General features: G+C 35.2%; 21 protein-coding genes. All 21 read right to left on the bottom strand.

Going from position 1 to position 24,943, the window contains the following annotated elements; translation table 11 throughout:
- Window positions 1-13: 13 nt before the first annotated feature.
- Window positions 14-463: a hypothetical protein gene (locus RYK16_RS01055; RefSeq protein ID WP_314850212.1), complete on the bottom strand. Its 450-nt coding sequence runs from the start codon at window positions 461-463 to the stop codon at window positions 14-16.
- On the bottom strand, window positions 460-2,160 hold the full coding sequence (locus tag RYK16_RS01050) for a serine/threonine-protein kinase (RefSeq protein WP_298663767.1): 1,701 nt from the start codon (window positions 2,158-2,160) through the stop codon (window positions 460-462). The genes RYK16_RS01055 and RYK16_RS01050 overlap by 4 nt, the downstream gene beginning before the upstream one ends.
- Window positions 2,161-2,172: 12 nt before the next feature.
- Window positions 2,173-2,943: a protein phosphatase 2C domain-containing protein gene (locus RYK16_RS01045; RefSeq protein WP_314850211.1), complete on the bottom strand. Its 771-nt coding sequence runs from the start codon at window positions 2,941-2,943 to the stop codon at window positions 2,173-2,175.
- Window positions 2,944-2,958: 15 nt separating this feature from the next.
- The gene (locus RYK16_RS01040; RefSeq protein WP_314850210.1) at window positions 2,959-4,353 is read right to left on the bottom strand and encodes a DUF6382 domain-containing protein; all 1,395 of its coding nucleotides are present in this window, start codon (window positions 4,351-4,353) and stop codon (window positions 2,959-2,961) included.
- 13 nt (window positions 4,354-4,366) lie between these two features.
- The gene (locus RYK16_RS01035) at window positions 4,367-5,707 is read right to left on the bottom strand and encodes a WG repeat-containing protein (protein WP_314850209.1); all 1,341 of its coding nucleotides are present in this window, start codon (window positions 5,705-5,707) and stop codon (window positions 4,367-4,369) included.
- Window position 5,708: 1 nt separating this feature from the next.
- Window positions 5,709-6,404 carry an A24 family peptidase gene (locus RYK16_RS01030; RefSeq protein ID WP_314850208.1) on the bottom strand — a complete coding sequence of 232 codons (696 nt, stop codon included), beginning with the start codon at window positions 6,402-6,404 and terminating at the stop codon, window positions 5,709-5,711.
- Between the two features lie 5 nt (window positions 6,405-6,409).
- Window positions 6,410-7,072: a hypothetical protein gene (locus RYK16_RS01025; protein ID WP_314850207.1), complete on the bottom strand. Its 663-nt coding sequence runs from the start codon at window positions 7,070-7,072 to the stop codon at window positions 6,410-6,412.
- 36 nt (window positions 7,073-7,108) lie between these two features.
- On the bottom strand, window positions 7,109-7,816 hold the full coding sequence (locus tag RYK16_RS01020) for a leucine-rich repeat domain-containing protein (RefSeq protein ID WP_314850206.1): 708 nt from the start codon (window positions 7,814-7,816) through the stop codon (window positions 7,109-7,111).
- 14 nt (window positions 7,817-7,830) lie between these two features.
- A complete protein-coding gene (locus RYK16_RS01015; protein WP_314850205.1) occupies window positions 7,831-11,148 on the bottom strand; it encodes a DUF5702 domain-containing protein in 3,318 nt (1,105 codons plus the stop codon).
- A 12-nt stretch (window positions 11,149-11,160) separates the two neighbouring features.
- Window positions 11,161-11,811, bottom strand: coding sequence for a pilus assembly protein (locus RYK16_RS01010; RefSeq protein ID WP_314850204.1), 651 nt, complete (start codon window positions 11,809-11,811; stop codon window positions 11,161-11,163).
- 76 nt (window positions 11,812-11,887) lie between these two features.
- A complete protein-coding gene (locus RYK16_RS01005; protein WP_314850203.1) occupies window positions 11,888-12,100 on the bottom strand; it encodes a Flp1 family type IVb pilin in 213 nt (70 codons plus the stop codon).
- A 24-nt stretch (window positions 12,101-12,124) separates the two neighbouring features.
- Window positions 12,125-13,000, bottom strand: coding sequence for a type II secretion system F family protein (locus RYK16_RS01000; RefSeq protein WP_314850202.1), 876 nt, complete (start codon window positions 12,998-13,000; stop codon window positions 12,125-12,127).
- A 13-nt stretch (window positions 13,001-13,013) separates the two neighbouring features.
- A complete protein-coding gene (locus tag RYK16_RS00995) occupies window positions 13,014-13,931 on the bottom strand; it encodes a type II secretion system F family protein (protein WP_314850201.1) in 918 nt (305 codons plus the stop codon).
- Window positions 13,912-15,183 carry a CpaF family protein gene (locus RYK16_RS00990; protein WP_298663790.1) on the bottom strand — a complete coding sequence of 424 codons (1,272 nt, stop codon included), beginning with the start codon at window positions 15,181-15,183 and terminating at the stop codon, window positions 13,912-13,914. Before RYK16_RS00990 ends, RYK16_RS00995 begins: the two co-directional genes overlap by 20 nt.
- A 32-nt stretch (window positions 15,184-15,215) precedes the next feature.
- Entirely contained in the window at window positions 15,216-16,265 is a 1,050-nt protein-coding gene (locus RYK16_RS00985) for a hypothetical protein (protein WP_314850200.1), read from the bottom strand.
- Window positions 16,266-16,729: 464 nt separating this feature from the next.
- Window positions 16,730-17,962 (bottom strand): ABC transporter permease, encoded by a 1,233-nt coding sequence (locus tag RYK16_RS00980; protein ID WP_314850199.1) that lies wholly within the window; start codon window positions 17,960-17,962, stop codon window positions 16,730-16,732.
- Window positions 17,955-18,869, bottom strand: coding sequence for an ATP-binding cassette domain-containing protein (locus tag RYK16_RS00975; protein WP_314850198.1), 915 nt, complete (start codon window positions 18,867-18,869; stop codon window positions 17,955-17,957). The genes RYK16_RS00980 and RYK16_RS00975 overlap by 8 nt, the downstream gene beginning before the upstream one ends.
- Window positions 18,870-19,002: 133 nt before the next feature.
- The gene (locus RYK16_RS00970) at window positions 19,003-19,851 is read right to left on the bottom strand and encodes a hypothetical protein (RefSeq protein ID WP_314850197.1); all 849 of its coding nucleotides are present in this window, start codon (window positions 19,849-19,851) and stop codon (window positions 19,003-19,005) included.
- On the bottom strand, window positions 19,844-20,977 hold the full coding sequence (locus tag RYK16_RS00965; RefSeq protein ID WP_314850196.1) for an HAD-IA family hydrolase: 1,134 nt from the start codon (window positions 20,975-20,977) through the stop codon (window positions 19,844-19,846). The genes RYK16_RS00970 and RYK16_RS00965 overlap by 8 nt, the downstream gene beginning before the upstream one ends.
- A gap of 2 nt (window positions 20,978-20,979) precedes the next feature.
- Complete coding sequence (locus tag RYK16_RS00960; protein WP_314850195.1) at window positions 20,980-23,793, bottom strand: SMC family ATPase; 2,814 nt, start codon at window positions 23,791-23,793, stop codon at window positions 20,980-20,982.
- Window positions 23,790-24,929: an exonuclease SbcCD subunit D gene (locus RYK16_RS00955; protein WP_314850194.1), complete on the bottom strand. Its 1,140-nt coding sequence runs from the start codon at window positions 24,927-24,929 to the stop codon at window positions 23,790-23,792. The genes RYK16_RS00960 and RYK16_RS00955 overlap by 4 nt, the downstream gene beginning before the upstream one ends.
- Between the last annotated feature and the right edge of the window lie 14 nt (window positions 24,930-24,943).

The raw sequence follows: 24,943 nt of genomic DNA, 5'->3' as shown, positions 1-24,943 counted from the left end.
ATTCCTCTTCCCTTTACTCAATAATGCCTTTTCCTTCAGAAAAGCCTATTTCGTACTCAACTCTAAACTCTTGTTTAATACTATTCTGTATATTGCTTTGGGTGTTATCTTGAATAACACTTTCTGTCAGTACTGTTGTTTCACTTCCAATATCATCTAGGGAACTTGTCTTCCCACTCTCTCTACTAGAAGAAGCTTCTGTTAAGACCGTCGTTTCTTCTGCATCGAGAGTTGGTATCATCTGAGTAACAATCTTTGCAGTCATATGCATACCAGAAGTATGCCTTCCCTCTTCACTATCACGTTGAATTCGTGCAATCTCTTTTCGAGAGTTAGCACCCGAAACCTCCGCAATTAAGAACGGAACTTTCCAGCGGATAAAGAGCAAGATAGCAATGAGTAGTAGAACGATACCAATAATGAACAAACTGACTGATATTGTACGTAAGAAATCAATATTCATCGTTCACCTCCACCGCTCTCATATGCTACTTTTACTGTTTGTCTAGTATCTTCAATCGACTGCATCGTTTGAATACGCATGTTCTCTGTTAATTCTGTAGTTGTTTTGATACTTGATACAAATTTCTGAATCAAATCTAAATCAGAATTTAGTTCTTTCTGTTCAATACCATCAACTTTTAATTTTGTTGCATACTGTTGAATTGTATTACGAACCATTTCAGCTAGTTCTAATCGAACAATTTCTGCTTCTGATTCATTTGGTACAACCTCTGTTAAAAGTGTATGCAAGCTTTCATAGAATGGCTTATATTTGCCAGTATCATTTGCTTCAGTAATCTGTGTAGCAATATCTCTATAGAACTCACCAATCTCGGCATATGTTTTTGCCATACCGATATTTTCATAATCCTCAGAAGCATGTTGAAGTACTTCTTTAAACCAAACAACCGCACTCTTTGCACGAGTTATCTGGTTATCTGCACCATTTCCGTAATCGAAGTAATACCAATAGAGTTTTCCTGCCTCAAAGCAGATATCTACATAGTTATCTGTCTTTTCAAGTTTTTCTCTATTCAAAGTAATCAACTTCTCAATTTCTTTTGCTTCCGCAACCGTAAATACCGAATCATTCATCTTATATGCTTGCATGATTTTGATATACGGTTCCTTTTTATCCTCATATCCGCTTACCTGTAAGGCAGATATGTAATCCTTAATCTTATCCGCATAGTCAGAACTTAAGTCTGCCTGGTTCATATATGATTGATAAACTGCTTCTGACTGTGACATTTCTAAGAATTTAGCAGCTCCTGCGGCAATAAACATCACAACTGCAAGTACTGCTGTTAGGATAAATACTCCTAACTTCTTTTTATATTGTTTATGTAAACCCTCATCTTGATCCTGATAGTGTTCAAGTGCATATGTCAACTCTGACGTGCTTTGATAACGTTTCGCAGGATCCTTTTCTGTACATTTGAGAATGATATCTTCCAATCCCTTTGATAGTTTTGGATTAATTTGTCTTATTGGAACCATCTCATATGGTGGTTCACTAGGATTTTTTCCAGTTATTACGTGATATAGTGTTGCGCCTAAGCAGTATATATCTGTTCTTGCATCAGTTTGCCCAATACCACCAAATTGCTCTGGTGCTGCATAGCCAACCGTACCAAGACAGGTTGTATCTGCTAAATTTTTTTCCTTGAACTCTCTTGCGGTACCAAAGTCAATTAGCGAAATCTTACCGTCTGGTTTTAACATAACGTTTGCCGGCTTCATATCACGGTAGATGATTGGAGGCTTACGTGTATGTAAATAACCCAATACATCACATAACTGTAGCGCCCAATTCACAACATTCTCTTGTGACTGAGCGCCAAATTCACTCAATATTTTGTCTAGATTATTGCCTTCAATATAATCCATTACAATAATCAAACTATCATCTGTATCAATTACATCGATGATGGATGGCAAACTCGGATGTTTTAAAACTTTTAAGATATCTGTCTCGCCAACTAGTCCCTGTCGTACAGCCTCAAAGTTGATAACACCATCCTTACGAACCTCTTTAATTGCCCATGTTTTATTGGCTCTTTCATTTAGCGCAAGCCAAACAACACTCATTCCACCTTGCCCGATTTTACGTAGGATACGATATTTCCCTTCGAGCAATTCATTCTCTTTTAACATACTAATCCCCTATCAAAATGTACGAATTGCCGCGCAAGTAATATTGTCCCTTTCCTGACGCTGCTTATTCAAATTGATTAACCCCTTAATATTTGCGGTCATATCTGCTGCATTAACCATCTTTGTTGGATTTAAAGCAGCGAAAATCTCATTTTCTTTTACAACATGACGGAAGCCGTCTGTACATAACATATAAACTGCATCTTTCACCACACTACCACTAAAGAACTGTGGATAAAGATGTGGTGTAACACCAATACCTTGCAAGAGCACTGCTCTTCTTGTATCAGCTTCTGCTTCTTCTTCCGTTATCTTTCCATCTCTAACTTCTTTTGCTACAAGTGTTTGATCATCTGTAAGTCTTACAATTTTATCAGTTAATTGATATGCACGTGTATCACCCACATTAACAATGTATAAACTATCCTGTGTCAATAACATCGCAGTTAGTGTGGTTCCAATTGCAAACCCTTGTTGCTTGCCAAATGCAGAAATCTTTTCATTTGATGCAATAATCAGATTCTCCCAATCCTCTCGAATTGTACGTTCACTGATCTTTTTTTCAGCAGTAATCATCGGTAATCTGTTGAATACCCATTGATTAAAATCATGTACGACGGTAGCACTTGCAAGCTCTCCCATGGAAAGTCCGCCCATACCATCACAAACAATTGCAAAGACCATCTTTCCCATAGGTGTAGAAATAACTTTAACGTTATAACTATCTTGATTTGTCTTTTTTACGTTACCGATATCCGTCGCTCCAGAAACGATAAAATCCATATTATCTTCCCTGGCCTATCTTGTCTTGAATGCAAACTTCTCATTCGCTAGACGAATAACATCTCCGTCTTTAATTTCAACTTTAATATTACTTGTAATCATTTCATCATTTACATATGTATGGTTTGTAGAATTCTTGTCCACAACATAGTAATGACCATTTTCTACGATAAAATCAGCATGACTTCTACTAATTGCAGTATTATCACCGATAAAGTAATCCACGTAGCTCTTCTCTTTTCCAAGACGTAAAGACTTCTTATCAAGACGGATAATATCGTTATTCTTGACACGAATCAAACGAGGATTAATCATCATTTCTTCCTGCATTGCTTGACTCAGTACTGTTGTTTCTCCGTTTGCTGCACCACCACCGATTGCATGCTGTAAGTCTACTGTTTCACCATGCATGTTTTGGTTAACAGCAACAGTATTAAAGGAAGGAACACCAGAAGCTACTTCAGTTTTTGCTACTGGAGCTACCGGTGTAGCAACTAGTTCTGCTGGTTTTTCATTTGGTGCCGCAAAACTTGTAGCATGTGAAGTGGCAGGTTTATCGATACCTGGAATATCAAATGCATAATTTTCTTTGGCAACTGGAGCTTCAGCCTTCTTTTCAGCTGGTGTAAAGAAATTGTTCTTTGTTTCTACTTCCTTTTTCTTAGGCTTGAAAATATCGAAGAAAGAACCCTTCTTTGCTGGCTTTTCTTGTTTCACTGCTTCAACTTCCTTCACTACAGGCTGAGCAACTGTATGTTGTACAGCAGGCTCTGTAATAGATGGTTGTTCATATAGATGATCTGCCTGTCCATTTGTATGTATATCAGATACCACCTTCTTATTGGAAACTTCTTGTTTACGTAGTGTATCAATTAACTCATCAAATGAACCTAAATTGAAATCAGCCTTTGCAAGATACTGCATAATTTCATAATAATATTGCTTATCTTCCTGCTCATCTAGTTGAACACGTAACATAATCTTCTGGAAGAAGTCATGTAAATTTGGCTTTTCATCATTTACGACTGGAAGATACATGAACTTAGCAGTACCTTCACTTACATCACAGAAGATATATTGTGTATTGAACACAAACTCATTTAATTCAAGCAAATATTCATTTGCAGATAATAATGTTTTTACCATGCATGAAAATATCGTCAATAATTTTTTACGGTAAATTGGACGTTCTAGCATGTCCTCTAAGGTTACCTGTGCTGAGATATTAAATACTAACTTACGGTCTAGATTAAACTGTGAGAAAGTAATTGGAACGATACCCTCAATATTGTTGTTTTGCAACATACCTAGACCAACACGATCCAGTTCCTCCTCCTTGAGCATTTTATAGTTCAAATAGGAAGCTGATGCATCATTTTCATAAGAAATTCTACTATCTAAGTTAAACATACTATCTACCCTCTCAATCATGATTTAGTCTAATCAACTGTAATAACTGCCAACGACCATTGTCGTTCTTTACAAAGCCGATTCCACTTTCGGAAATTAACCTTGCATCCGCGAAGGCACATGGAATGACAATTTTACCTGTCATATCAATATATCCCCATTTCCCATTTTTCTTAACTGCCGCAAGTCCACCGCTAAATGAACTTACTTCTTCAAAATCACCAAGATCAACTTCTTTTCCAGTAGGATCAATAAATATCCACTTCTTGCCCTTCTTAACAGCTGCAAGCGTTGTATCATTGAATCCCTTAGCATCTTCATAGACTTGATCTGATATTTGTTCGCCCTTCTTATTTACAAGGATGTAACGAAGATCCTTTTGAACAATTAGTGAATCATTTCTGCAAGGAACACCTCGCTCATCAACAACGATGGAATCAAACTTCTCATCAGTAATTGGATTTGCTTTACTATCTAACAGCGCCCAATAGCCACCATTTTTAGTTGCTCCACCAACACCATTTGTAATGATTGTTGCATCCTTATAGTTCTCACTAATCTTCTTATAAGATGTCGCATCGTAATATGCCCATTTTGATCCATCATATGCCAATATGACATTACCAATCTGCTCTTTAAATTGTGTAATTTTCTTCAAATCAGAATTAGCATCATATAAATATTCAGGAGTAAGAATTACATCACCCTTTGCATTGATGTACATTGGTTTATCATTTTTTACAACAGCTGCTATATCACTAAAGAACTCCTCAGCTTCTGTATACATGTTTGATATACCACTTGCATATCCGCTTTGATCAACATATGACCATGTTTCACCTTGCTTAACCGGTGCTAATTTCTGTTTATCAGAAAATGCCTTCACATCTTCAAAATTACCAATTAGTTTATACACATACTTAATCTCAGCCATGATTTTATCCACTGCTTCAGACTTTAAGTTTCTCTTTTGGAAAGACTCATACAAACTAAACGCGTCACCAAACTTCTTTTTCTCAATATATAGTTGTAAACCATATTCATACGCTTTTGGTTCTAATGGATAAGCAGAGATTACTTCTCTTTCGTACCATCTTTCGGCAGCACGCAAGTCATCATTTGCTTTATATGCATCGCAAATTTCCAACTGAATATCTAATGAAGGTTTGATATCCATGGCTTCTTTATATTCTTTTACAGCCTTCTTAATCGTACCGTTTTTACTAGCTTGTCTAGCAAGTGTTATATGTTGCTCATATTCTTGCTTAGTAGTTAAATTTGTATTCACTAGCGAGTAAATACTCGCAATAGAAATAAGTACGATTCCCAAAGGTATCAATATTTCTTTCTTCATTCTATACCCCCATTGAAATAGCGGAAATAATTAAACCAGCGAAAATAAACGGTGCTAAAGGTAACTCACTATCACGAGTTAACTTCTTTAAAAATAGTCCAATAACAGATACAAAGAAGATACATACCATACCTGTTATAACCATATGGAAACTATCATTTACACCTAAAACAATACCAATCACACTGAGTAACTTAACGTCACCCATTCCGATTGCATTCTTATTCATAAACCGACAAACTACGCCTATGAGCAAGAATGCCAATCCAGCAATCAACATATCTATAAGGAGAAACAGAGCAGATATTTCTTTTGCTGTAAAAATAGTTAATAGTACAACTATTACTTTAATACCAAGTAAAGTAATCAATGCTCGATTTGGAATAATGTGATACTTTAAATCGTAAAGAGTAATAACAAACAAAGCATTTACTAATACCATCGTATTTAAACTATCTAAAAATGTATTCTGGTAAAACAGTAATAACATGCATGCAATTACAATATCCAAGCAGAATTTCACAGATAATAGTTTAATATCAAATGAATCCGTGATTTTTGTAATAATCTGATTCATCTTATCTTCTACATACTTCTCGTTCTCATCATACTTTTCAGATTTTGATACATACAGAAATAGGAAACATAAACCTACTGACAAAATAATGAGGCCAATTACCTTAGTTATCATATCCATATTACTTACCCCCACACTTCTGTATAAGAAAAATTCACACAATCAATACCTTTTTTTATTTCTAGATTAAAGAACTTGAAAATTGGTAATTCAATTGTATATCTAACTACAATTAGAACTTTCCCACTATTACCTTCTTGATTACCATCGTTAATAATGCTAGACTTCGATGTATCCAAATTCTTAATATGATACATCTGCATGAATGTGTTCGCATCCATTTGATCTGTCTTCAAATTTAGTTTAATTAGTGCTGCAGACAATACATCTCCAAGATAATTTATTCCCGTTCCACTTATACTATCATGCTTTAAACTACCCAATAAGTCAGCAGCTTGTCCTGTCAACTTACCCAAAGTAGACTCATTTCCATTTAACGCTTTAGATATTTTTTTTAATCCATCCACAATAGTATCGTTTGATAAAAAGTTTGCTACCTTTGAAGAGCCACCGTCCTTACCACTAAACTTTCCTTCTATTCCTGTAGCATAGATAATGTGAGAATACTCAGAAATCTCTTTCGCGGAAATATCTGCAGCTATTGCGACTCTTTCTTGTGTATATGCTAAACGAATAACGGAAAGGATAGCATATATTGATAACATAAAAATCATAAGTGAAATACTTGCCTCAATAATCACCGTACCTCTTCTACTATCTTTTTTCATCATATTGCCATCCTTTCTGTAAATTAATAATTAAACCTAGTCATTTACTACTTTGAGTCCTAAACTATTCGCTACTTCTTCTGCCTTTGATCCCTTAGGTGTACGAATCTCGACATCTGGATTAGCACTTGCTGTAAAGTAAAATACATCCGTGATTTCTGTTACACTTGCAGGAATTTCTATATATTTAATTACTTTTGTATTTGCAAATACATTAATTCCAATTTCCTGCATTCCCTCTGGGAACTTAACGAATTCTAGGGAATTGCATCCGTTGAATGCATTATCACCTATACGTTCTAAAGAACTACCTAAATGGATAAATTTTAGATTTACATCAAGAGTAAATGCAGATTTAGAGATAACCCTAACTGTATCTGGTAATACGATTGCCTCGCAAGTTTGTTTATTTGCTAAGCCACGCTCTGCAATCGCAATGACTGGTTTTCCATTAATGGTTTTTGGTACATTGATAACTTTATCTTCTGAACTACAACCATAAATAGCATAACCTTCTTGCCATTCTTCATAAGTGAAGTACTTTTCATCTGTCTCTGGGAAATCTTTGAAATTCTTCTCAGTTACTTCAGAGTTGTTTGTTGTAGCTGTGTTATTTTCTGTTTCCTTTGTTTCGTTTGTGGACGTACTTGTTGTAGTGTCTTGTTTTGGTTCCTTAGGTCCACAACCTACTAAACCTACTAGCATTAGTCCAGCACATAATCCTGATAATAATTTCTTGTTCATAATATTTCTCCTTCTTATGAATAACCCTTTGTCTGCTTGATTTTAAATTTAGCCCATTCCGATGTTTTAATTACATCTTTTGCACTACGACCATTAGCATCAAAAGACTGAATTAGTGGTAGCGTTAACATTAATGGATCAACTTTAACTTCTCCCTCTAATTGGTAATATACTATACAATTATCAAGTTTCCAGTCTTTGCCTGTCTGCAATTTCATATTTCCTTCAACTAATTTACCTACTCTATTTAGCAGTGTTGTATAAGATGAATTTCCTAAAGCTTGTTTTACAAGGAAGGCGTACATATAGTCAGAATAATACAATCCATGTGGATCCTCTGGTTTATGGTCTTCTCCGTCATCTCCTTTAATGCTTCCGTTATCATTACCATTTAAATCAAGTGCAAACTTCCAACTATCGTATTTTAATTTATAGAATGTTACTGGTAATCCTTTTTTAATTACTTCCAAATCATTTGCACTTTCAATAGTTGCTAATGCTAATATCAAAATTGCTTTAGTAAGTGGTGCAGGAATAATACCCACAGTAGCTGCTTGTATTGCATCTGATATTGTTTCGATTGCAATTGCAGTTCCGTTTGCTTTATCTGTAATTCTCCAGAAATTAATAAAACCAGATAATGTATTACTTGCAAATCTTATTTTAAATATATCACCAAATGAAGCTTCTAAATTTTCTTTTAAAGTAGCCTTACCATACAGACAATATTCTACTTCTGCTAAGTATAATGCATTCTTCTCATTAGAAATCAATTGATTTGTTAGAGAAACATTATCTGTGTACTCAAATAGATTTAATTCCTTGAATGCACTTGAATATTTATCTTTTAATGCATCCCAATTATCTGCATGTAATAATGAACCATTGGCCTTTTCTTCGCGCTTATACCAAGCCTCATTACTATATGTTGCATGTGAGAACATATCCATAATATATTCTATTACAAATAACTTATCTCGAGCATCTGTAGCAACTTCAGTAATATCTCCATTAGCTACTTTCCCAATTAATTCAGCAAGTTCTTTTAACTGTGATAGCATACCTCCACTACTTCCAACAGCAGGAAGTGTTCCAGTTCCTGGATCAACTAAATAAGAGTCATATCTAAGAGCACTCTTCTTTTTTTCATCACCTTGTTTTGTAAATTCGTCATTCTGTTTCTTATATTGATCTACCTTTTGTTCTGTTGCTGTAGGATCACCGAAATGTTTTTTTAATGCAGCATAAAGTGGAGGGATATGATCAGTTGGATTGACATTGTCTAAATTTGGATCATTTCCATTTACCTTTCGACTAATATCTTTCTTCTTATATAATTCACCTTCGGAAGGTTTAACCAGCTGATCGTTATATGGATTTGCATATTCTTTACCAGATGAAATTGACATTGTTATCTTTTTGATATCATTAGCTACATATGATTTCGTCGTGCTAATTAACATTTCACCTGTAGAGACATCTGCTAGTTTTATATCACCAAACGTTTGTTTCTCTAATGCATTTTTTGCATTTTCAAGAAGAGAGCGTGTATTCTGCAATCTTTGCTTTAGCTCATTTAATGCTTCTATTGTAATACTCTTTTCAAGTGCAGCTATCTGTGCTTCCGGAGATTTTGGATCATTTTTTTCTTTATCTGCAATCCCTTCTATTTCTTTAACATCCTTTTGGCCATGTTCATTATTTGGAATTCCATGGGCTTTATTACTCCAATCATTCTTAGTGTTCACATATTTTTCAACTAGTTCTCTAAGTTTTTGAAGCTCTTTTAAATTCTTATATTTACCATCGATTGTTATATCTCCGCCATTGATTACAACAGTAAGATAATCAATCATTGTCGTTAGATTTGCAATTTCTTTAGAATAGCGTTCGCTAATCTCATGTGTAAATACATCTAATGTAACATCAGTACCCATGTATTCTGAAGTAAAGGTGTATAATCTTTTCTTTACTTTATTAACTGCATCTCGTCCACCTACAAGATTCATATATCTGGAAGTTAACGTTTGATATTCATCGTTGCCGTCAGTTAATGTCCGTAAGAACTGCTTTCCATTCTTTCTTCTCTTTTTAGCTTGCGTTTTCCAATCGCTTGGTAGAGTCTCACCTTCTTGTACTGTAAAATCTTGAATAACCTCCATTTTCTTCGTAACTTCAACCAAATCTTTAACCTGGGTTTCAAGATCTTCATCCAATGTTTTGCCACCAACTTGCAATGCTCTCTGAACTTCAATTGCATAGATAACTTCATTTACATCACTATCACTTGGCAACTGTTCATTAATTGGACGCATCTTATCACGAATTTGCTGAGCTGTTTGTGTAACTTTTTGATATGCTTCATCAAACTCTCTAATAAGATCATCGTAAATATCTTGGGTTAAATAATACTTCCCTTCTTCTTCCGACGCGATTGAATCCTTGACCTCTTTCTCCTCGTCAGTTTTCATTTCTAATTTTGTATTTGGTCTAAACTTTAACTCTTTAATATCATCTGCTGCAATATATCTTAATATTGCAAGTTCGTTTGCCTTCTTGTAGTCATTCCAGATTTTCTTAACATCAGACTCTAACGATTCAAAATGACTTGCAAGTTCATTCCCAGATATACCAAAGAAATTCTCATAATCCTTAACAACCTGCTGATATTTAAAGAGAACAAAATAAGTATTAAAGATTGCCTCCATTAACTCACCTTCAGCTTTTGCATACTCTTGTTTTGCATTTGCTGTCGGCTCATATTCCTCTGCCTTTTTAACCTCATTTGTTTGATTGCCAAAAACCTTAAATCGTTCTAGTAATTTTTGAACAATGACCGGAATTCCACGATACTTCATGAATTCTACAATTTGATCTTCGATTAGTACTGGATTGGTTAACTTTCCATTCTCAGCAGCTGAAATTGTCGGTTCTTCTTCAAACGACATCTTCAAAAAATTTGATGTTTTTCCTTGTTCGCCATTAATCAAATTTCTGACTGCATCTATAAAGAGTGCAGATTGAGCATCATCTACTCCACTTTGTTTAAGCATCCCTACAAAGTATTTCTCTGCTCGCTTCATAAATTCTTCCGGAGATTGAACAGACGACATCATTCCATAAAATTCTTTCAATTCTGGGTCGTAGTGAGCAAGTATAGTATTTAAGGATAGATCAGCAGCAGAAACAGCACGCGCTTTCGCAAGTTCTACTCTACTTAAGTCTGTGAATACACTAGCGAACACAAGACATGGCACCAAGATTACTGTCAAAAAGACTGTAATAGCACCTTTTCTTAATCCATCTTTTTTCTTTTTTCTAAATATTTTCATTGTACTCACCGTTTAATTTATAAACTTCCCTATTTTATCCGCTACATTACTAATCTTATCAGCAAATTCCATAACTTTTTGATTACGCTCTAACAAGTCAATGAACATTGACATGTTTCTAACAAACTCTGCCGGATCTCCTACAAGAATTGTATATTCATCATAATAATGAACTTTCAATGTTTTGTTTGAGAATGGATATTTAATTGGCATTGGAATGTTGTAATCATAGCTAACTTTGATTTGAGACATAATAATTGAATTTTCATATGCCACATCAGGATCAATTGCATCAGGAGCGATACTCTTGATAATGGAATATTCTTTGATATTACTAATTCTACTAATCAATAAGTCTTCCATCTCTTGTGCTACTTCGTTTCCATGTCCAGAAAGGATGTGTCTGTATGGCTTAATGGCTGCCTTATCTCCAATCTCTGATGGAATACCACCATCTTTAAGTATCTTTACCTGCATTGGATTTTCTGCAGCAGATGCTGCATCAATCGCAGCATGCACAATCTCAAACTGTATACGTGAATGAATGTAATATATATTTCCCAGCACTATCATCATAAAGACCACAATAAAGACAATAGGAAATACAATTGTAGCCTCTACAAGAGACATCGATCCCTTTTCGGATTTTAATGTTTTGTACATCGAAATTCCTCCTTCTAAGTGCTGCTAAACTCTATAGAAGCCCGCCTGTGTTTAGACGGGCATGTGTAAAGCAGTTTTACTGAACAGCTTCTTTAGCTTTTTCGTTCATTGTTTCGAATAAGCTATCTAACAATGCACCAATTTGTTTTCTAAATAACGCTGCTAATACCAGAGCGATTGCAATCAAAACAACGATTACAACTAAGTCAACAGCACCCTTCTCTTCTTTCATAAAAGAGTCAAATGCGTTTTTAGCTCTGATTAAAGTAACATTAATCAAATCCATCATGTCTTCCTTCTCCTTTCATTAGACTCACAATCCAATATTGCTGAAAATCGGTACCACTACCATTATTAATATTGCAATGAATATCAATAGCATTGGCAACAGCAATTTACTATTTGCAGCTTCGCCTTTACGGCGAAGATACTGCTGTTTTAATTTCCATTGTTCTTTACTCTGTTGGATTAACATCATCGTTAAATCTTTGTTACCTTTTGTTAAACCCTGAACAATGGTGGAGATAAACTTCTTTACCTCCTGTACCATGGAGCGTTGTCCGAACTCATATAAAGCATCTACTTCCGGTATGCCGTTATTCATGTTATCAACACTAATCTTCATTTCTCCGTAAAGGACACCCTCATTAGAGTTTGCTACCTTTTCCCAAGCTTCATGAAGCGTCATACCTGCGTTAACTAGTAACGCCAGCTTTGATATAACTTCGGTAAATTCATCCAGCATCTCATCTGAGCGCTTCTGGATTTTTTCTTTCATTACCGTTCCATAGTAGTAGAATGCTACACCGCCTATAACCATGCACAATAAGAACATGGATAAACTTCTAGTAAAGCAATATAGCGGCATCGCGAATGTCATTAGCGTCAACATCATTGTAAAACGCTGTGCATATGACACTCTCAAGTAGTAATCAATATATTTCTCGCCATATAAAATCGCGATCTGTTTTCTAGCTTCTCTATCTTCCTTGCGACGGAAGTCTAGCCCCAACATATTCACCAATGCATATCCCACAAAATACAATTCATGCATTGGATAATCTTCATCTCCTAAAGTTGCAAATAACGCTGCATCTTTCTTCCCCTTGAAATAAAGATATATATAGAACAGAAGAAATAGGATGCCTATCGCAATGACGACAATATCAGTTATTGTAAAAAACCCCATATTCCCTCCATCATTAAATCTTAATATCTACAATCTTCTTCGCCATCATGTACGCTACGATGACAATCGTAATTCCGACAATCTCTGATACAAGACCAGAAACAGAAGCGTAGTTATTTGCGAAATCTGTACTTGTAAGCTTCATAATAACAATCATTGCTAACGGAAGTACAAGCATCATATTCAACTCAATCTTTGTACCAGCATACATTGTGATAATATCTTCTCGAACCGTAATCTTGTCACTAATGACATCGTAAGTATTACGAATAACTTCCTTGATGTTACCACCCTTGCGGTAACAGATTTCAAATACATTCGTAAAGTCCGCAATATCATCAATACCACTTCGATCAGCGAAGTCTTTTAGTAATTCTTCTAATGTAATACCGTTAATCAGCCCTGTATTAATCACTTCTAATTCATTCATGATCATCGCACCAGATTCATACTGATTTCCCAAATCGGCATATGAACTCTTAAATGCATCCGTTACGTTTTTACCGGCATTTAGCGATGTTGTTAATGCTTCAAGCATATCTCTAAATTGTAATGTCAATTGACGCTTACGATTTTCACAGAGCTGCTTTGTACGAATTGGCAAGTAGAAACGTGCTGCCAATGTACCAAACACAACAAATAACAGAATATCAACAATCAATGTTAGTTTTGTTGCTACACCAAATTCATCTTTAAACTGGCCACCAAAGAAGGCATAGCCTGCAAGGCCACCTACTACAAACCCAAGTAATATATACAGAATCGTTTCCTTCTTTGTCATGTAATAAACTTTATAATTTAATGTCTGTATGTTTGTCTTTGAGCGATAGTACTGCGGTTCCTTCTCGACAGCAGGCTTCTTTACTTTTGCCTTTGGCTGTTCTTTTGGTTTTTCTTCTTTTTTCTTAAAGTTAAACAGCGGTTTCATCATCTACCTCCAATAAAGCAGGCAGTTTAATTCCGGCCAGCTGGAACTTCTTAGTCTTAACAAATTTATTCTTAGTACGTTTTAGTTCACCCACAACATGTTCTGCTGAAGTTCCTTCACCTTCTACGAACGTGAAGATTGGGTTTAACATATATTCCCCATTTGCATTTACACCTAAAACCTCTGTAATTTCCATTGTCTTACGAGAATGATCGCGTAAACGAGATAGGTGGATCACAATATCCAATGCACTACCAATCTGCTGGCGAATCGCCATTAATGGCAATCCTTCTGCACCTTGTAGCACCATGGTTTCCAAACGATTCATCATATCGAAAGTAGAGTTAGCGTGACCTGTAGATAAACTTCCATCATGTCCAGTATTCATCGCCTGTAACATATCTAGCGCTTCTCCACCACGGACCTCACCTACAATGATTCTATCTGGTCTCATACGCAAGCTTGACTTGATCAAGTCTCTGATATTTACTTCACCAGCACCAGATGAGTTAGCATTTCTTGTTTCTAGACTAACTAAGTTCTGTACACCTTCAATCTGCAATTCCGCAGAGTCTTCGATTGTAATAATACGTTCATCTTTTGGAATGAAGTTAGATAGAGCGTTCAAGAATGTTGTCTTACCTGAACCAGTACCACCACATACAAAGATGTTATAACGTGCTCGAATCAATAACTCTAATAAACTTGCAATCCCTTCGTTCAACGAACCATATTCAATCAATTTCTTCATTGTCATCGGTTCTTTTGAGAACTTACGAATTGTTACGATAGATCCATTTAATGAAATTGGAGGTAATACAACGTTTACACGTGAACCATTTGGTAAACGTGTATCGACGATAGGGTTCGCCTCTGTAACTTCACGACCTGCTTGTGCAACGATACGCTGAATAACGTCACGTAGTTTACGTTCACTTTCAAAGGTGCGTTCAATCTTTCTTACCTTACCTGCTTCTTCGACGAAAATATTCTTTGGCCCGTTAATCATGACTTCAGTAATGTTGTCATCTGTCATGATGGAATCCAACAAACCAAATCCACGGATAGAAGAATAAATTTGTTCAGCGATCGCTACTCGTTGTTCGATAGAAACATATACGTTCGCTAGTCTGATTTCTACTAGATTTTCAATCTTTTCGCGCAGTTCATTATCTGATAATTCCTTCAAAGGGAAATTATTCATTACTTCATTTTTTAATCGCTCGACAAACTGTTCAAGTTCTTCCGCTCTCATATTCCCGTTATCCCCCAATCATTGTTTATTGTTTATAGAATGTGATCGAATACATCTAACTTGGATACCCAAGAAACAACTTGTGCTCTATGATCACCTTTCACCTTGTTGATATAACCAATAACCTGTACATCATTCATCTCTGCAGCGTTAGACTGACTTCCAAACTTGGAGTAAAGAACCTTTGTCTTGCGCATGAGATGCTCAACTTTGTTATCACTGATATTTTGTAATTCAAATAACTTATTCTGTAGTTTATTTCTGCCGATTTCAGTTCCATCCGCAACCATCACTACACAATCAGCCAATTCAAATAATGTATCTCTAATTTCATCAGAGCATACATCTGTATCTACGATTACACGGTCATAATTCCCCGAATTACAAATGACGTGTAATAGTGTCTTAACATCTTCAGACTTCATTTCATTAAAATCCATGATTGTCTTAAATGGAGCGTAATACGCAACACCCTTATCATTGGATACATATGCCTCTAACTTTAGACTTAAATTTGCGCGATTACTCTTAATCGCATACAACACTTCTGAAAGTGTTGTGTTTGAATCCTGTGCAAGTACATCTTTTGTATAACCATTCTTCTCTAAATCTAAATAGAAAACTTTATGTCCCTGTTCAACCATGTGTAGCGCATATCCAATCGCAGCTGTGGAAGTACCTAAACCACCGCTCGCTCCATGGAATAAAATAATAGGACTTTGAGAACCCGACAAACTATATGAAACCTTTGTATCAAGTTCAGCACATAAGCTTTTAACTTCTTTGCAAATGAGATCGACACGTTGGTATTTACATACTGCAGGGAAACCATTCACCTCAGTAATATCTAATGATTCTGTCAAACACGCAACCTGTGTATTCTCTCTTCTTAAATCATCCCCTAAGAATTCTTCGTTTACTAAAACGACATCCATTCTTTGATTCTTGAAAATTTCAATAAATGCATCACGCTTCGAGAATGTGTATATCTCAATTTCATTTGGATACTTCTTATTAAACACAGAAGAGATTTTACTTAAATACTTCTCATCCGTATCAACCATTGCTAACTTGATCTTCATAAGTTTGCCTCCCTTATCTATCTATTTTAATGCAATTTAATATATGATTCAAAGTTAATTTTGATATCCTGTTGTACTTTTTTACATAAATTCAATTTGTTGTATTCTACATTTTTTTCGGCAGTTAAATTTCAGCCCATTAATACTAGCTTTTTGGCATCACCTAACTTTTTCAATCAGTTTTCATTTATTACAGTTTCCAAAACTAATTTTATTAATATTTTCTTAAGTACCCCCCAAGTAATGAATTTATACTCTAAAAATCATAATAGCAACACCATTTTTATGAAATTTTTTATTCACTCATATTTGCGAAGTTATAATATATTATTTGTGATTTTTAGTGACAGTTTCCAAATACTGAATCAAATTTATAAACTATGTACTCCCTAAATTATATTCTAATGATAATTCAGACATGTACACACATGCATCATCTTGTATACATGCAATCATATAATTGCTTATTCTTTCGTAAACAGCACTTCTTTACAAACTTTAAAGAAGTTTGGCTTATTACCATAGTTCAATGTGCCCCAACGGTAAATACGAATAGATAGTCTTGCAAATAAGTAAATAAATACCACTGTCAATAATGTTGAGCCAATCACTTCATATACTGCAACCGTTGTAATTGCATTACGTATCGGCATTACCATAACCGAGAAGAATGGAATCCATGAAGAAATCTTCAGAATAATTGAATCTCCACCTTGTAAAGCAGACATCGCAATCATATAACTTGTGATAAACAGGAACATAACTGGACTTATCGCACTGTTTACATCTTCCATTCGAGATACTACTGAGCCTAAAGCCGCAAAGATAAACATATACAGTAGTAAGCCAAGAATGAAGTAGAACACATACATCCCTAACATAGATAAATCCAGCATCTTCTTTGTCATCATCAAAATATCCATTGGATACATATTTCTGAAGATAAAATAGGATATCACAGCAGAACTTGCGATAACAAGCATCTGTATGACAGAAGCACATGTAATTGCTAATACCTTTCCGATAATCAGATTCTTTGGATTTGTCGTTGTAATCAACAATTCCATTGTTCGGCTATCTTTTTCTCTTGCGACTGCTGTAGCTACGATAGAACCGAACATTAAGATTACAGAGTATAGCGTGATAATATAAATAAACGCAAGTAGATATTGTGTTGATGTATCGCGGCCAAGCACCTCTTCCTCAGCATTAATTTCAACATTATTCATGGACTGATACTCGTTATAACTGATACCCTTCTCACTAAACTTTTGTGCGATTAAATGATCTCTTAATACAGAGTTTAGTGCTTGATCCATACCACTAACAAACCCTTTATCATGGAAGTAAGTCTTGTAGTGGTCATAATCATAGATTGCATAACCTTTTGTTTCTTTACCGCTCTTTACCGCTTCTTTTAAAGCATCTTCAGTTGGATATAAACTTGACTCTTCAATACGAAGTTCTTTAACGATTTCTTCGTTAGGAACATAATAACCACCCGGAACATATTCGTTCAGATATGAAGCACCCTCAGAACTTTCAAATTCCGCTTGCTTTTTAAATTGATTTAGAATCGCTGGAGCTGCTGCGCCACCAAAGGCAACTATCGCTAAGATAATTGTAGAAATAATCACAACTCTTTTTTTAATCTGTTGGAAAAATTCAAATTCGAATACAGTTCTAAAGTTACGCATTTGCTTCACCTCCTACTTTGTTTACGAAGATATCTTGTAAACTAGGGCGATATTGTCCGAATGAAATAATTTCATGTACATGATTTAGTAATTCTTGCAGAATTTCATTTGAAGTATGTTGGGCATCCTTTGTAATCAGATACTCATCATTAACTTTTTGGAAATCCAGCCCAAATTTATTTCGCAAAACATCTTCTACAGCAATAGAGTCTTCAGAATTAACGCGAAGTACTAACTTATCTTCACCTTCTTTTCTCTTAATCTCTTCTAAATCGCCACTAATGATGATATTACCCTGATCAATGAGAGTAATTTCGTCACACATTTCTTCTACATATGCCATTTGGTGAGATGAGAAGATAACGAGTTTACCTTTTGATACTGCTTCTTTAATCGCATCTTTGAAAATTTGTGCGTTAACAGGGTCTAACCCTGAGAATGGTTCATCTAGAATGATAATATCTGGATCATTGATAAACGCCTGCGCAATCTGAATCTTCTGTTGATTACCTTTTGATAATGTTTCTAACTTCTTATTTGTATAATCTTTTAGTCCAAAGTAATCAATCCAGTATTCAGCTTCTTCAGCAGCCTTTTTATTATCTGCCCCTTTTAGCTTCGCAAAGTATGCTAATTGATCTTTCAAAGATACCTTCGCATACATTCCACGTTCCTCTGGCAGATAACCAATATGGTTTTGGTTCACATCAAACGGTTTACCATCCAATAAGAACTCACCTTCTGTTTGTTTGAATACATTCATTAAACAACGGAATGTTGTTGTTTTACCTGCACCATTTCTCCCTAAAAAACCCATCGCCTTACCGCTTTGCACAGTAAAACTAATTCCATGGAGAATTTCCTTCTTATCGAAGGATTTTTTAATTCCTTTTACTTCTAATATCATAATTACCCCTTTCATTTCCAAGGAAATACAATAGTCAAAACAGGAATACTCGTACATTTACTATACGAGTGCCTTATTATAATCCGATTATATTCTTTATTTGACCGAAGGTCAATATTTATTATACAAACATTTATTTTTGTCTTGATTTAAGAATTCCTAAACCTAAGTGTATCTGATTGCCTTCCAACAAATATTGTTTTATAACACGCTGTAGAGCTGTTTCTTCTCTCAAATTATGAAAGTCACATTCTGTTATTTGATATACAAAATCTAAAATATCCTGAACACAGTCATATCCTTCAGAAACATCAAATAATTCATAAAACCGATAAATATTCGAATCCTTTGAAACGAGTTCATGAATCTCAGGGCTTAATAGCCATGAATCACAAACATATTGAAAGTTATCAATCTTGAAATAATCTTTAATCACATTCTTTGCGCGATGTATTGAATCTAACACTTCTGAAATTTCGAGTTTCTCATCAGATGGAATATGGATTCGCATTGTCTGTTGATCTACATATTCATATTGTAGTCGCCCAACTTCCACTATGCGTACATTGATAAAGTAAGTTCCCCAGATCATTTGTGTGATACGTATCGAGTCCAATTTTCTCGAGATAATGTCCTTTGTAAGTACTTCTTTCATTCTTGCTTTGTGAATGGATTGTTGTAGCGCATCAAAGTGGTGTTCTTCCATATTTCTTTGATGCAGTTGATATCCACATAATAGCGCAATGCAAGTCACATACGGATGTACAGGCTCATGGAATAAATCTTCAGTCGTTTTCATTGACCATAAATGATTTATTTTCTTTGTTTTATCATCATACAAAATATCTAGCAGTTCTTGAAATGTACGTTTTAAATTAACACTTTCATTAATATCATTCATGCATGCATAACAATTTTCGTGATACCAAGACTCTTTTATATCATAATAAGATAATGCACAATCAATCATTTCTTTATTCATATAAATCTACAATCTTCAATAAGTTATTCACAATCATTGTATCCTCATACAGCGCTGTAACTGGGGTATTCTCATCCAGGTATAAAATTCTTTTAATCCCTGCATTCTTGCCAGCTTCCTCATCCAACCTTCGATCACCTATATATGTACAATACTCTGGATTAAGTTTGAATTTATTTATAAGATACTGAATACCTTCTGGATCTGGTTTTTTTGCAAATCCATCATCACCTGTAATTGTGTAACTAATGTAATCTGCAATCCCCAAATTTTCTAATACATGCTGTGTTGTATGGTCTTTATGTGTATATACAAAATTTCGGACACCTTTTCGTTGTAGAAAAAATAGTGTTTCCTTTGCATTTTTGATTAGCTTTACTTTATCATTGCCCGCATCCTGTAAAGTTGTGTAATATTGATAAACCGTTTCAAACTGCAAACCTTCTCTCTGTGCAAATTCACGTAAGAATTGGTGCACAGAATGAAGGGTAACATACTTTTGAAGATATTCGCGGTCATATGTATGACCGTAATGTATCATTGTAGCTTGCAAACTATCCAAAATAACCTCATAAGAATCTAATAATGTTCCATCCAAATCCCATATACATGCATTGATTGGTTTGATTGGAATTCTTGTATATACTTCCTCTTCATCTTCATGATGAATATACGCACCGTTAGCGAGTTGTACATGCAAGGAGGCTGGATTATCTTTGTGAGAAGCCATATAGACTTCATCTTCTCGAATAACATCTTTTGCAATAGCTAGCAATAACGCAAGTCCTTTCTTCGCATAACCTTGATTTCTATATGCAGGTAAAATCCCATAACCAATATGTCCAGACCCATTTTTCAAACTCTCATTGAGATAATGTCTTAACTTATATACACCAACAATATGTTCGTCTTCCCACAGGAAATAGTATGTCTGTGGGACATATCCTGGTTTTAAGTTGATGCCATTTGCAATATCAATTAGTTTTGGCATTGTTTCATGCATGAATGTTTCTTTGTCAATTCCATAAAATGGATTCATAAATCCATTTTCATCTTTTGGCATTTCTTTTAACACTTGGTATATAGCATCCGCATCTTGCCAATTTAATTCTCGTATTTCTAACATATTTATTCCTCATTGATTACTTTTGCGATAGAGCCATGGCTTCCATGTAAATCTTTGGTTACGATAATTCCTTTATGGATACGCTCTTTTAGCTCTTTCACATGTGAAATAATACCTACTAAACGGTTTTCGCCAGATAAATTCATTAAAGTCTGTATCGCGTTGTTGAGTGAATCTTGGTCCAATGTGCCAAAGCCTTCATCAATAAACATCGTATCGATTTGGATACCACCTGCTTGGGGTTGTATTTCATCTGACATTCCTAACGCCAAGGCAAGAGATGCGATAAATGATTCACCACCCGACAAAGAGCTGACTGGGCGCACTGAACCATTCGTATAGTCAATGACATCTAAATCTAATGCTTCATGGCTTCTCTTATCTTTCACACCTGCACTACGTACAAGTTGGTATTGTTGGTTAGACATCGATAAATAACGCTCATTTGCCTTATGAATCATACGATCGAAGTAGGCAATCTGAACATATTCTTGTAAAGTAATTTTCTCTTTACTAGAACGACCATTCCCCATTGCGACATCCGCAAGTTCCTTCAAGCTGCTATAGCGAGATAATTTTGTTTGATATGTCTCATGTTCAAATTTGATTTTATGTTTCATGTCTTGTGCATCAGTTTCATACAACTGCGCATTGTGAATATTCTTGAGGTTTTCTTCCTGTTGAACTTGTAGATTTTCGATTTCAATTTGAAGTGATTTCAGTTGGTTTTGTTGAAGTGGAATCTCTTCAATGGATATAGATACCTTTTCCTTCAACATATCAATCTGTGCATTTACATACACTAATTCATCCGTTGCCTGTTTCGTTGCATTTGTTAACTGATTGATTTGTTGTTGGTAGTCTAAGATCTGTTTTGTGATCGTAGATACACGATTCTTCGCTTCTGTTTCAGAAGAATACTTCAACTTTCCAGTAATCTCTGCTACTTGTTTTTGAATCTGCTCATGTTCAACAGATAACTTTGCCTGTGTAATTTCATTCTGATTTACTTCGTCAGATACAACAGTTAATTTTTGTTGTAACTGTGGAATCAGTTGTAGTAATTCCTGATAACGTTTTGACTGCAATTGTAGTTGCTTAATATGTGTTGATATTTCTTCTTGTTCATTTTTTAGTTGTACTGTATGTTCATCAATAAACGTCTGTACATCTTCAATTGGAATAACTTGTTCCGTAACAGACTTCAACACTAAATCTAATTCATTTTTCAATGAACTCATCTTAAGATTTGTATCTACACATGCTTTACTAGCCAGTTGGTATTCTTTTTCTGCTTGATCCACTTTCTTTTTGTATCGATTAATTTCTTCTTGTGTAACAAGTTTGTGACTATGACTTGCAGGATGCGGATGTTCTAAAGACCCACATACAGGGCACGGTTCACCTTTGCTTAATCTTGAAGCCAGTAATCCTGCTTGATTTGCAAAATAGGATACTTGTGCATCATCATACTGCTTCTGAATCTCTGCTTTCACATCTGTATTCTTTTGCAGAGTTATTGTTTTTTCCTTTAAATCTTCTACTGCAATTTGATATTCTTTTTGTGTCATGCTTGCATGATAAAAAGCAGATATCTTCTTTTGCAGTTCGTCTTCCTTAATCGTAAGTTTATTCAAAGACACTTCACAATTTGTTAGTGTCTGTAACTCCTTTTGCTTCAAAGTGATATCTTCATCTAATTGTTTCTTCAAACTAGTTTTCGCTTCTAAATCCTTTTTTACAGAAGAAAGGTGTTTTTTGATTTCTGATAATTTTGTTATCAATTCCGTTAGGCGGACATATTCAGGTAGTTCATGTTCAATTTGAACCTGGTCCTTCTTTAGGACATCTATCTGAAGCTTATACTTTTCACCATCAACCTTTAACTTGTCTTCAAAGTAACTTACTTTTTCTTCTTTAGCAGGTTTTTCGCTTATCAGCTTCCCAAGCAAGAGAAGATCTTGTAGTTGTTTGGCTTTTTCTGCTTCTTCCTTGCGAGATTTCTGTAATTGTTTTTGAATTTGATCTTTTTGTCTTTGAAGGGTTATTATTTCTTCTTTTGCATTTGCGATAATCTTATCCAACAAATCATATACTGGCTGTATATCATCCATCGCAAATGTTTCTAGTATCTGTTCGTATTCTTCTTGTAAGATTACAGGAACACGAATATCACTGATAATTTGTTGCAAACGCAGTTTAGCCTCATTTAGCTTTGTAGTACCTTCCTTTGCCATTTGATTTAAACGATCCATGAGGATAGAGTACTTACTTGTCATGAATACTTTTTCAAATAGCTTTCCACGTTCTTTTGTGTCCGCATTTAAAATTTCTAGGAAGCTTCCCTGTGCAATCATTGCAATCTGACGGAATTGGTCTCTCTTCATGCCAAGTAGTTGTTCAACCTGCTTGGTAACTTCAGTCGGTTTTACGATACGTTCACCGTTTGGCAAAATAAGATATGCATCTGCTGATTTGCTACGCTGTTTTACTTCACCATTCTTTTGTACATGTGTATAGCTATACTCAGGACGTCGATAGATATGGTATTCCTCGCTATGATAAATAAAATCTAATTCTACATAGGTTTCAATCTCTTCATTTGCATATTCACTTCGCAATGTTTTTACATCACGAATATCTCCACTTGGCTTACCAAATAGAGCGAAAGTAATCGCATCAAAAATAGTAGTTTTACCCGCACCAGTATCACCAGTAATTAGATAAACTCCATTTTCACCTAACTTTGAAAGATCAAGTTCAATCTTGGATGCGTATGGCCCAAAGGCGGAGAGTACTAATTTGATTGGTCTCATTCTTCATCCCCCTCTTTCCATATTCTTGTTACAAGTTCATCTAAGATCTTTTCTTGTGTATCATCTAGCGCATGGCCTGTATATTGTGCGAAGAAGTCACCAAAGATTTCTTGTGGTGTTTGATTCTTTTGTTTTGTATAACTAATGCCTTGTTCGCTTTGTTCATACGCAGAATTTGGATACGATATTCCCAGGATATTCGGGTAGCGCAAACGCAGTGTATTCATTGCGTCAAATACCATGCGCTCATCTTGTAGTTGAAAGTATACATAGTCGTCATTCTCTGTATTCTTTCTTTGTAGAATATTCGCAAAGGTATCCTTAATGACAACGACATCACGTAGCGGTTTTAAATCAACCGTATAAACTGTTGTATTCCCTTTCTCTTTCATATCGATGACAGTAACTGATTTTGTTGTATTCGCTTCACCGATAGAGTATTTCAGAGGGGTTCCACAATATCGCATCGTATCACGCAAGATTGTCTGTGGACGATGGATATGTCCTAACGCAACATAATCAAAATCACGGAATACATTTCCATCCACATTATCTGTACCACCAACACTCACCTCTGAACCTTGTTCATCGGTTATAGTACCTGTAATAAATTGATGAGACAGAATTACATTACGTTCCTTTTGATTGAGTCTGACAGTTTGCAATGCATGTTTAACAGCTTCTGTATACCCTTCAACAGCCTCGGTCTCATCTAAATATTGATTAACATAGACTGGACGTATATATGGAAGGCTAAAGAAATGAATTGGTCCATATTCATCTTCAATCGTATCGCACGCAAGTTTACCAGTATACTTCCCAGTAATATGAATATTAGAATCCGCAAATATCTCAGCACCATAAGAAAGTCTTGTGCCATTATCATGGTTTCCAGCAATCATCATCACATGGATATCTAAGTTCTTTAACTCCAACAAAAACATACTTAAAAGAGCTACTGCTTCTGAACTAGGATTACCAGTATCGTAGATATCACCAGCCAGTAATACTGTAGTTACTTTTTCTTGTTTTAGAATGTCAATGATTTGTCGCAAAATGTACTTTTGATCTTCGATTAGCGAATATTCCTTGAGTCTTTTCCCTAAATGAAGGTCTGATAAATGTGCAATTTTCATATCAACCACTTCTT

It is taken from the genome of uncultured Solobacterium sp. (genome assembly GCF_963550625.1).
In the GTDB taxonomy this organism is placed as follows: domain Bacteria; phylum Bacillota_I; class Bacilli_A; order Erysipelotrichales; family Erysipelotrichaceae; genus Bulleidia.
This window is presented reverse-complemented; position numbering and strand designations above follow the sequence as displayed.

What these genes read in the sequence shown, in the direction of transcription:
- RYK16_RS01015 (WP_314850205.1), bottom strand. Translation starts at nt 11,148, where the DNA reads ATGAAAATATTTAGAAAAAAGAAAAAAGATGGATTAAGAAAAGGTGCT.
- RYK16_RS01010 (WP_314850204.1), bottom strand. Translation starts at nt 11,811, where the DNA reads ATGTACAAAACATTAAAATCCGAAAAGGGATCGATGTCTCTTGTAGAG.
- RYK16_RS01000 (WP_314850202.1), bottom strand. Translation starts at nt 13,000, where the DNA reads ATGGGGTTTTTTACAATAACTGATATTGTCGTCATTGCGATAGGCATC.
- RYK16_RS00980 (WP_314850199.1), bottom strand. Translation starts at nt 17,962, where the DNA reads ATGCGTAACTTTAGAACTGTATTCGAATTTGAATTTTTCCAACAGATT.
- RYK16_RS00995 (WP_314850201.1), bottom strand. Translation starts at nt 13,931, where the DNA reads ATGATGAAACCGCTGTTTAACTTTAAGAAAAAAGAAGAAAAACCAAAA.
- RYK16_RS01030 (WP_314850208.1), bottom strand. Translation starts at nt 6,404, where the DNA reads ATGGATATGATAACTAAGGTAATTGGCCTCATTATTTTGTCAGTAGGT.
- RYK16_RS00970 (WP_314850197.1), bottom strand. Translation starts at nt 19,851, where the DNA reads ATGAATAAAGAAATGATTGATTGTGCATTATCTTATTATGATATAAAA.
- RYK16_RS01005 (WP_314850203.1), bottom strand. Translation starts at nt 12,100, where the DNA reads ATGATGGATTTGATTAATGTTACTTTAATCAGAGCTAAAAACGCATTT.
- RYK16_RS00955 (WP_314850194.1), bottom strand. Translation starts at nt 24,929, where the DNA reads ATGAAAATTGCACATTTATCAGACCTTCATTTAGGGAAAAGACTCAAG.
- RYK16_RS00990 (WP_298663790.1), bottom strand. Translation starts at nt 15,183, where the DNA reads ATGAGAGCGGAAGAACTTGAACAGTTTGTCGAGCGATTAAAAAATGAA.
- RYK16_RS00960 (WP_314850195.1), bottom strand. Translation starts at nt 23,793, where the DNA reads ATGAGACCAATCAAATTAGTACTCTCCGCCTTTGGGCCATACGCATCC.
- RYK16_RS01050 (WP_298663767.1), bottom strand. Translation starts at nt 2,160, where the DNA reads ATGTTAAAAGAGAATGAATTGCTCGAAGGGAAATATCGTATCCTACGT.
- RYK16_RS01055 (WP_314850212.1), bottom strand. Translation starts at nt 463, where the DNA reads ATGAATATTGATTTCTTACGTACAATATCAGTCAGTTTGTTCATTATT.
- RYK16_RS00985 (WP_314850200.1), bottom strand. Translation starts at nt 16,265, where the DNA reads ATGAAGATCAAGTTAGCAATGGTTGATACGGATGAGAAGTATTTAAGT.
- RYK16_RS01025 (WP_314850207.1), bottom strand. Translation starts at nt 7,072, where the DNA reads ATGAAAAAAGATAGTAGAAGAGGTACGGTGATTATTGAGGCAAGTATT.
- RYK16_RS01045 (WP_314850211.1), bottom strand. Translation starts at nt 2,943, where the DNA reads ATGGATTTTATCGTTTCTGGAGCGACGGATATCGGTAACGTAAAAAAG.
- RYK16_RS01040 (WP_314850210.1), bottom strand. Translation starts at nt 4,353, where the DNA reads ATGTTTAACTTAGATAGTAGAATTTCTTATGAAAATGATGCATCAGCT.
- RYK16_RS00965 (WP_314850196.1), bottom strand. Translation starts at nt 20,977, where the DNA reads ATGTTAGAAATACGAGAATTAAATTGGCAAGATGCGGATGCTATATAC.
- RYK16_RS01020 (WP_314850206.1), bottom strand. Translation starts at nt 7,816, where the DNA reads ATGAACAAGAAATTATTATCAGGATTATGTGCTGGACTAATGCTAGTA.
- RYK16_RS00975 (WP_314850198.1), bottom strand. Translation starts at nt 18,869, where the DNA reads ATGATATTAGAAGTAAAAGGAATTAAAAAATCCTTCGATAAGAAGGAA.
- RYK16_RS01035 (WP_314850209.1), bottom strand. Translation starts at nt 5,707, where the DNA reads ATGAAGAAAGAAATATTGATACCTTTGGGAATCGTACTTATTTCTATT.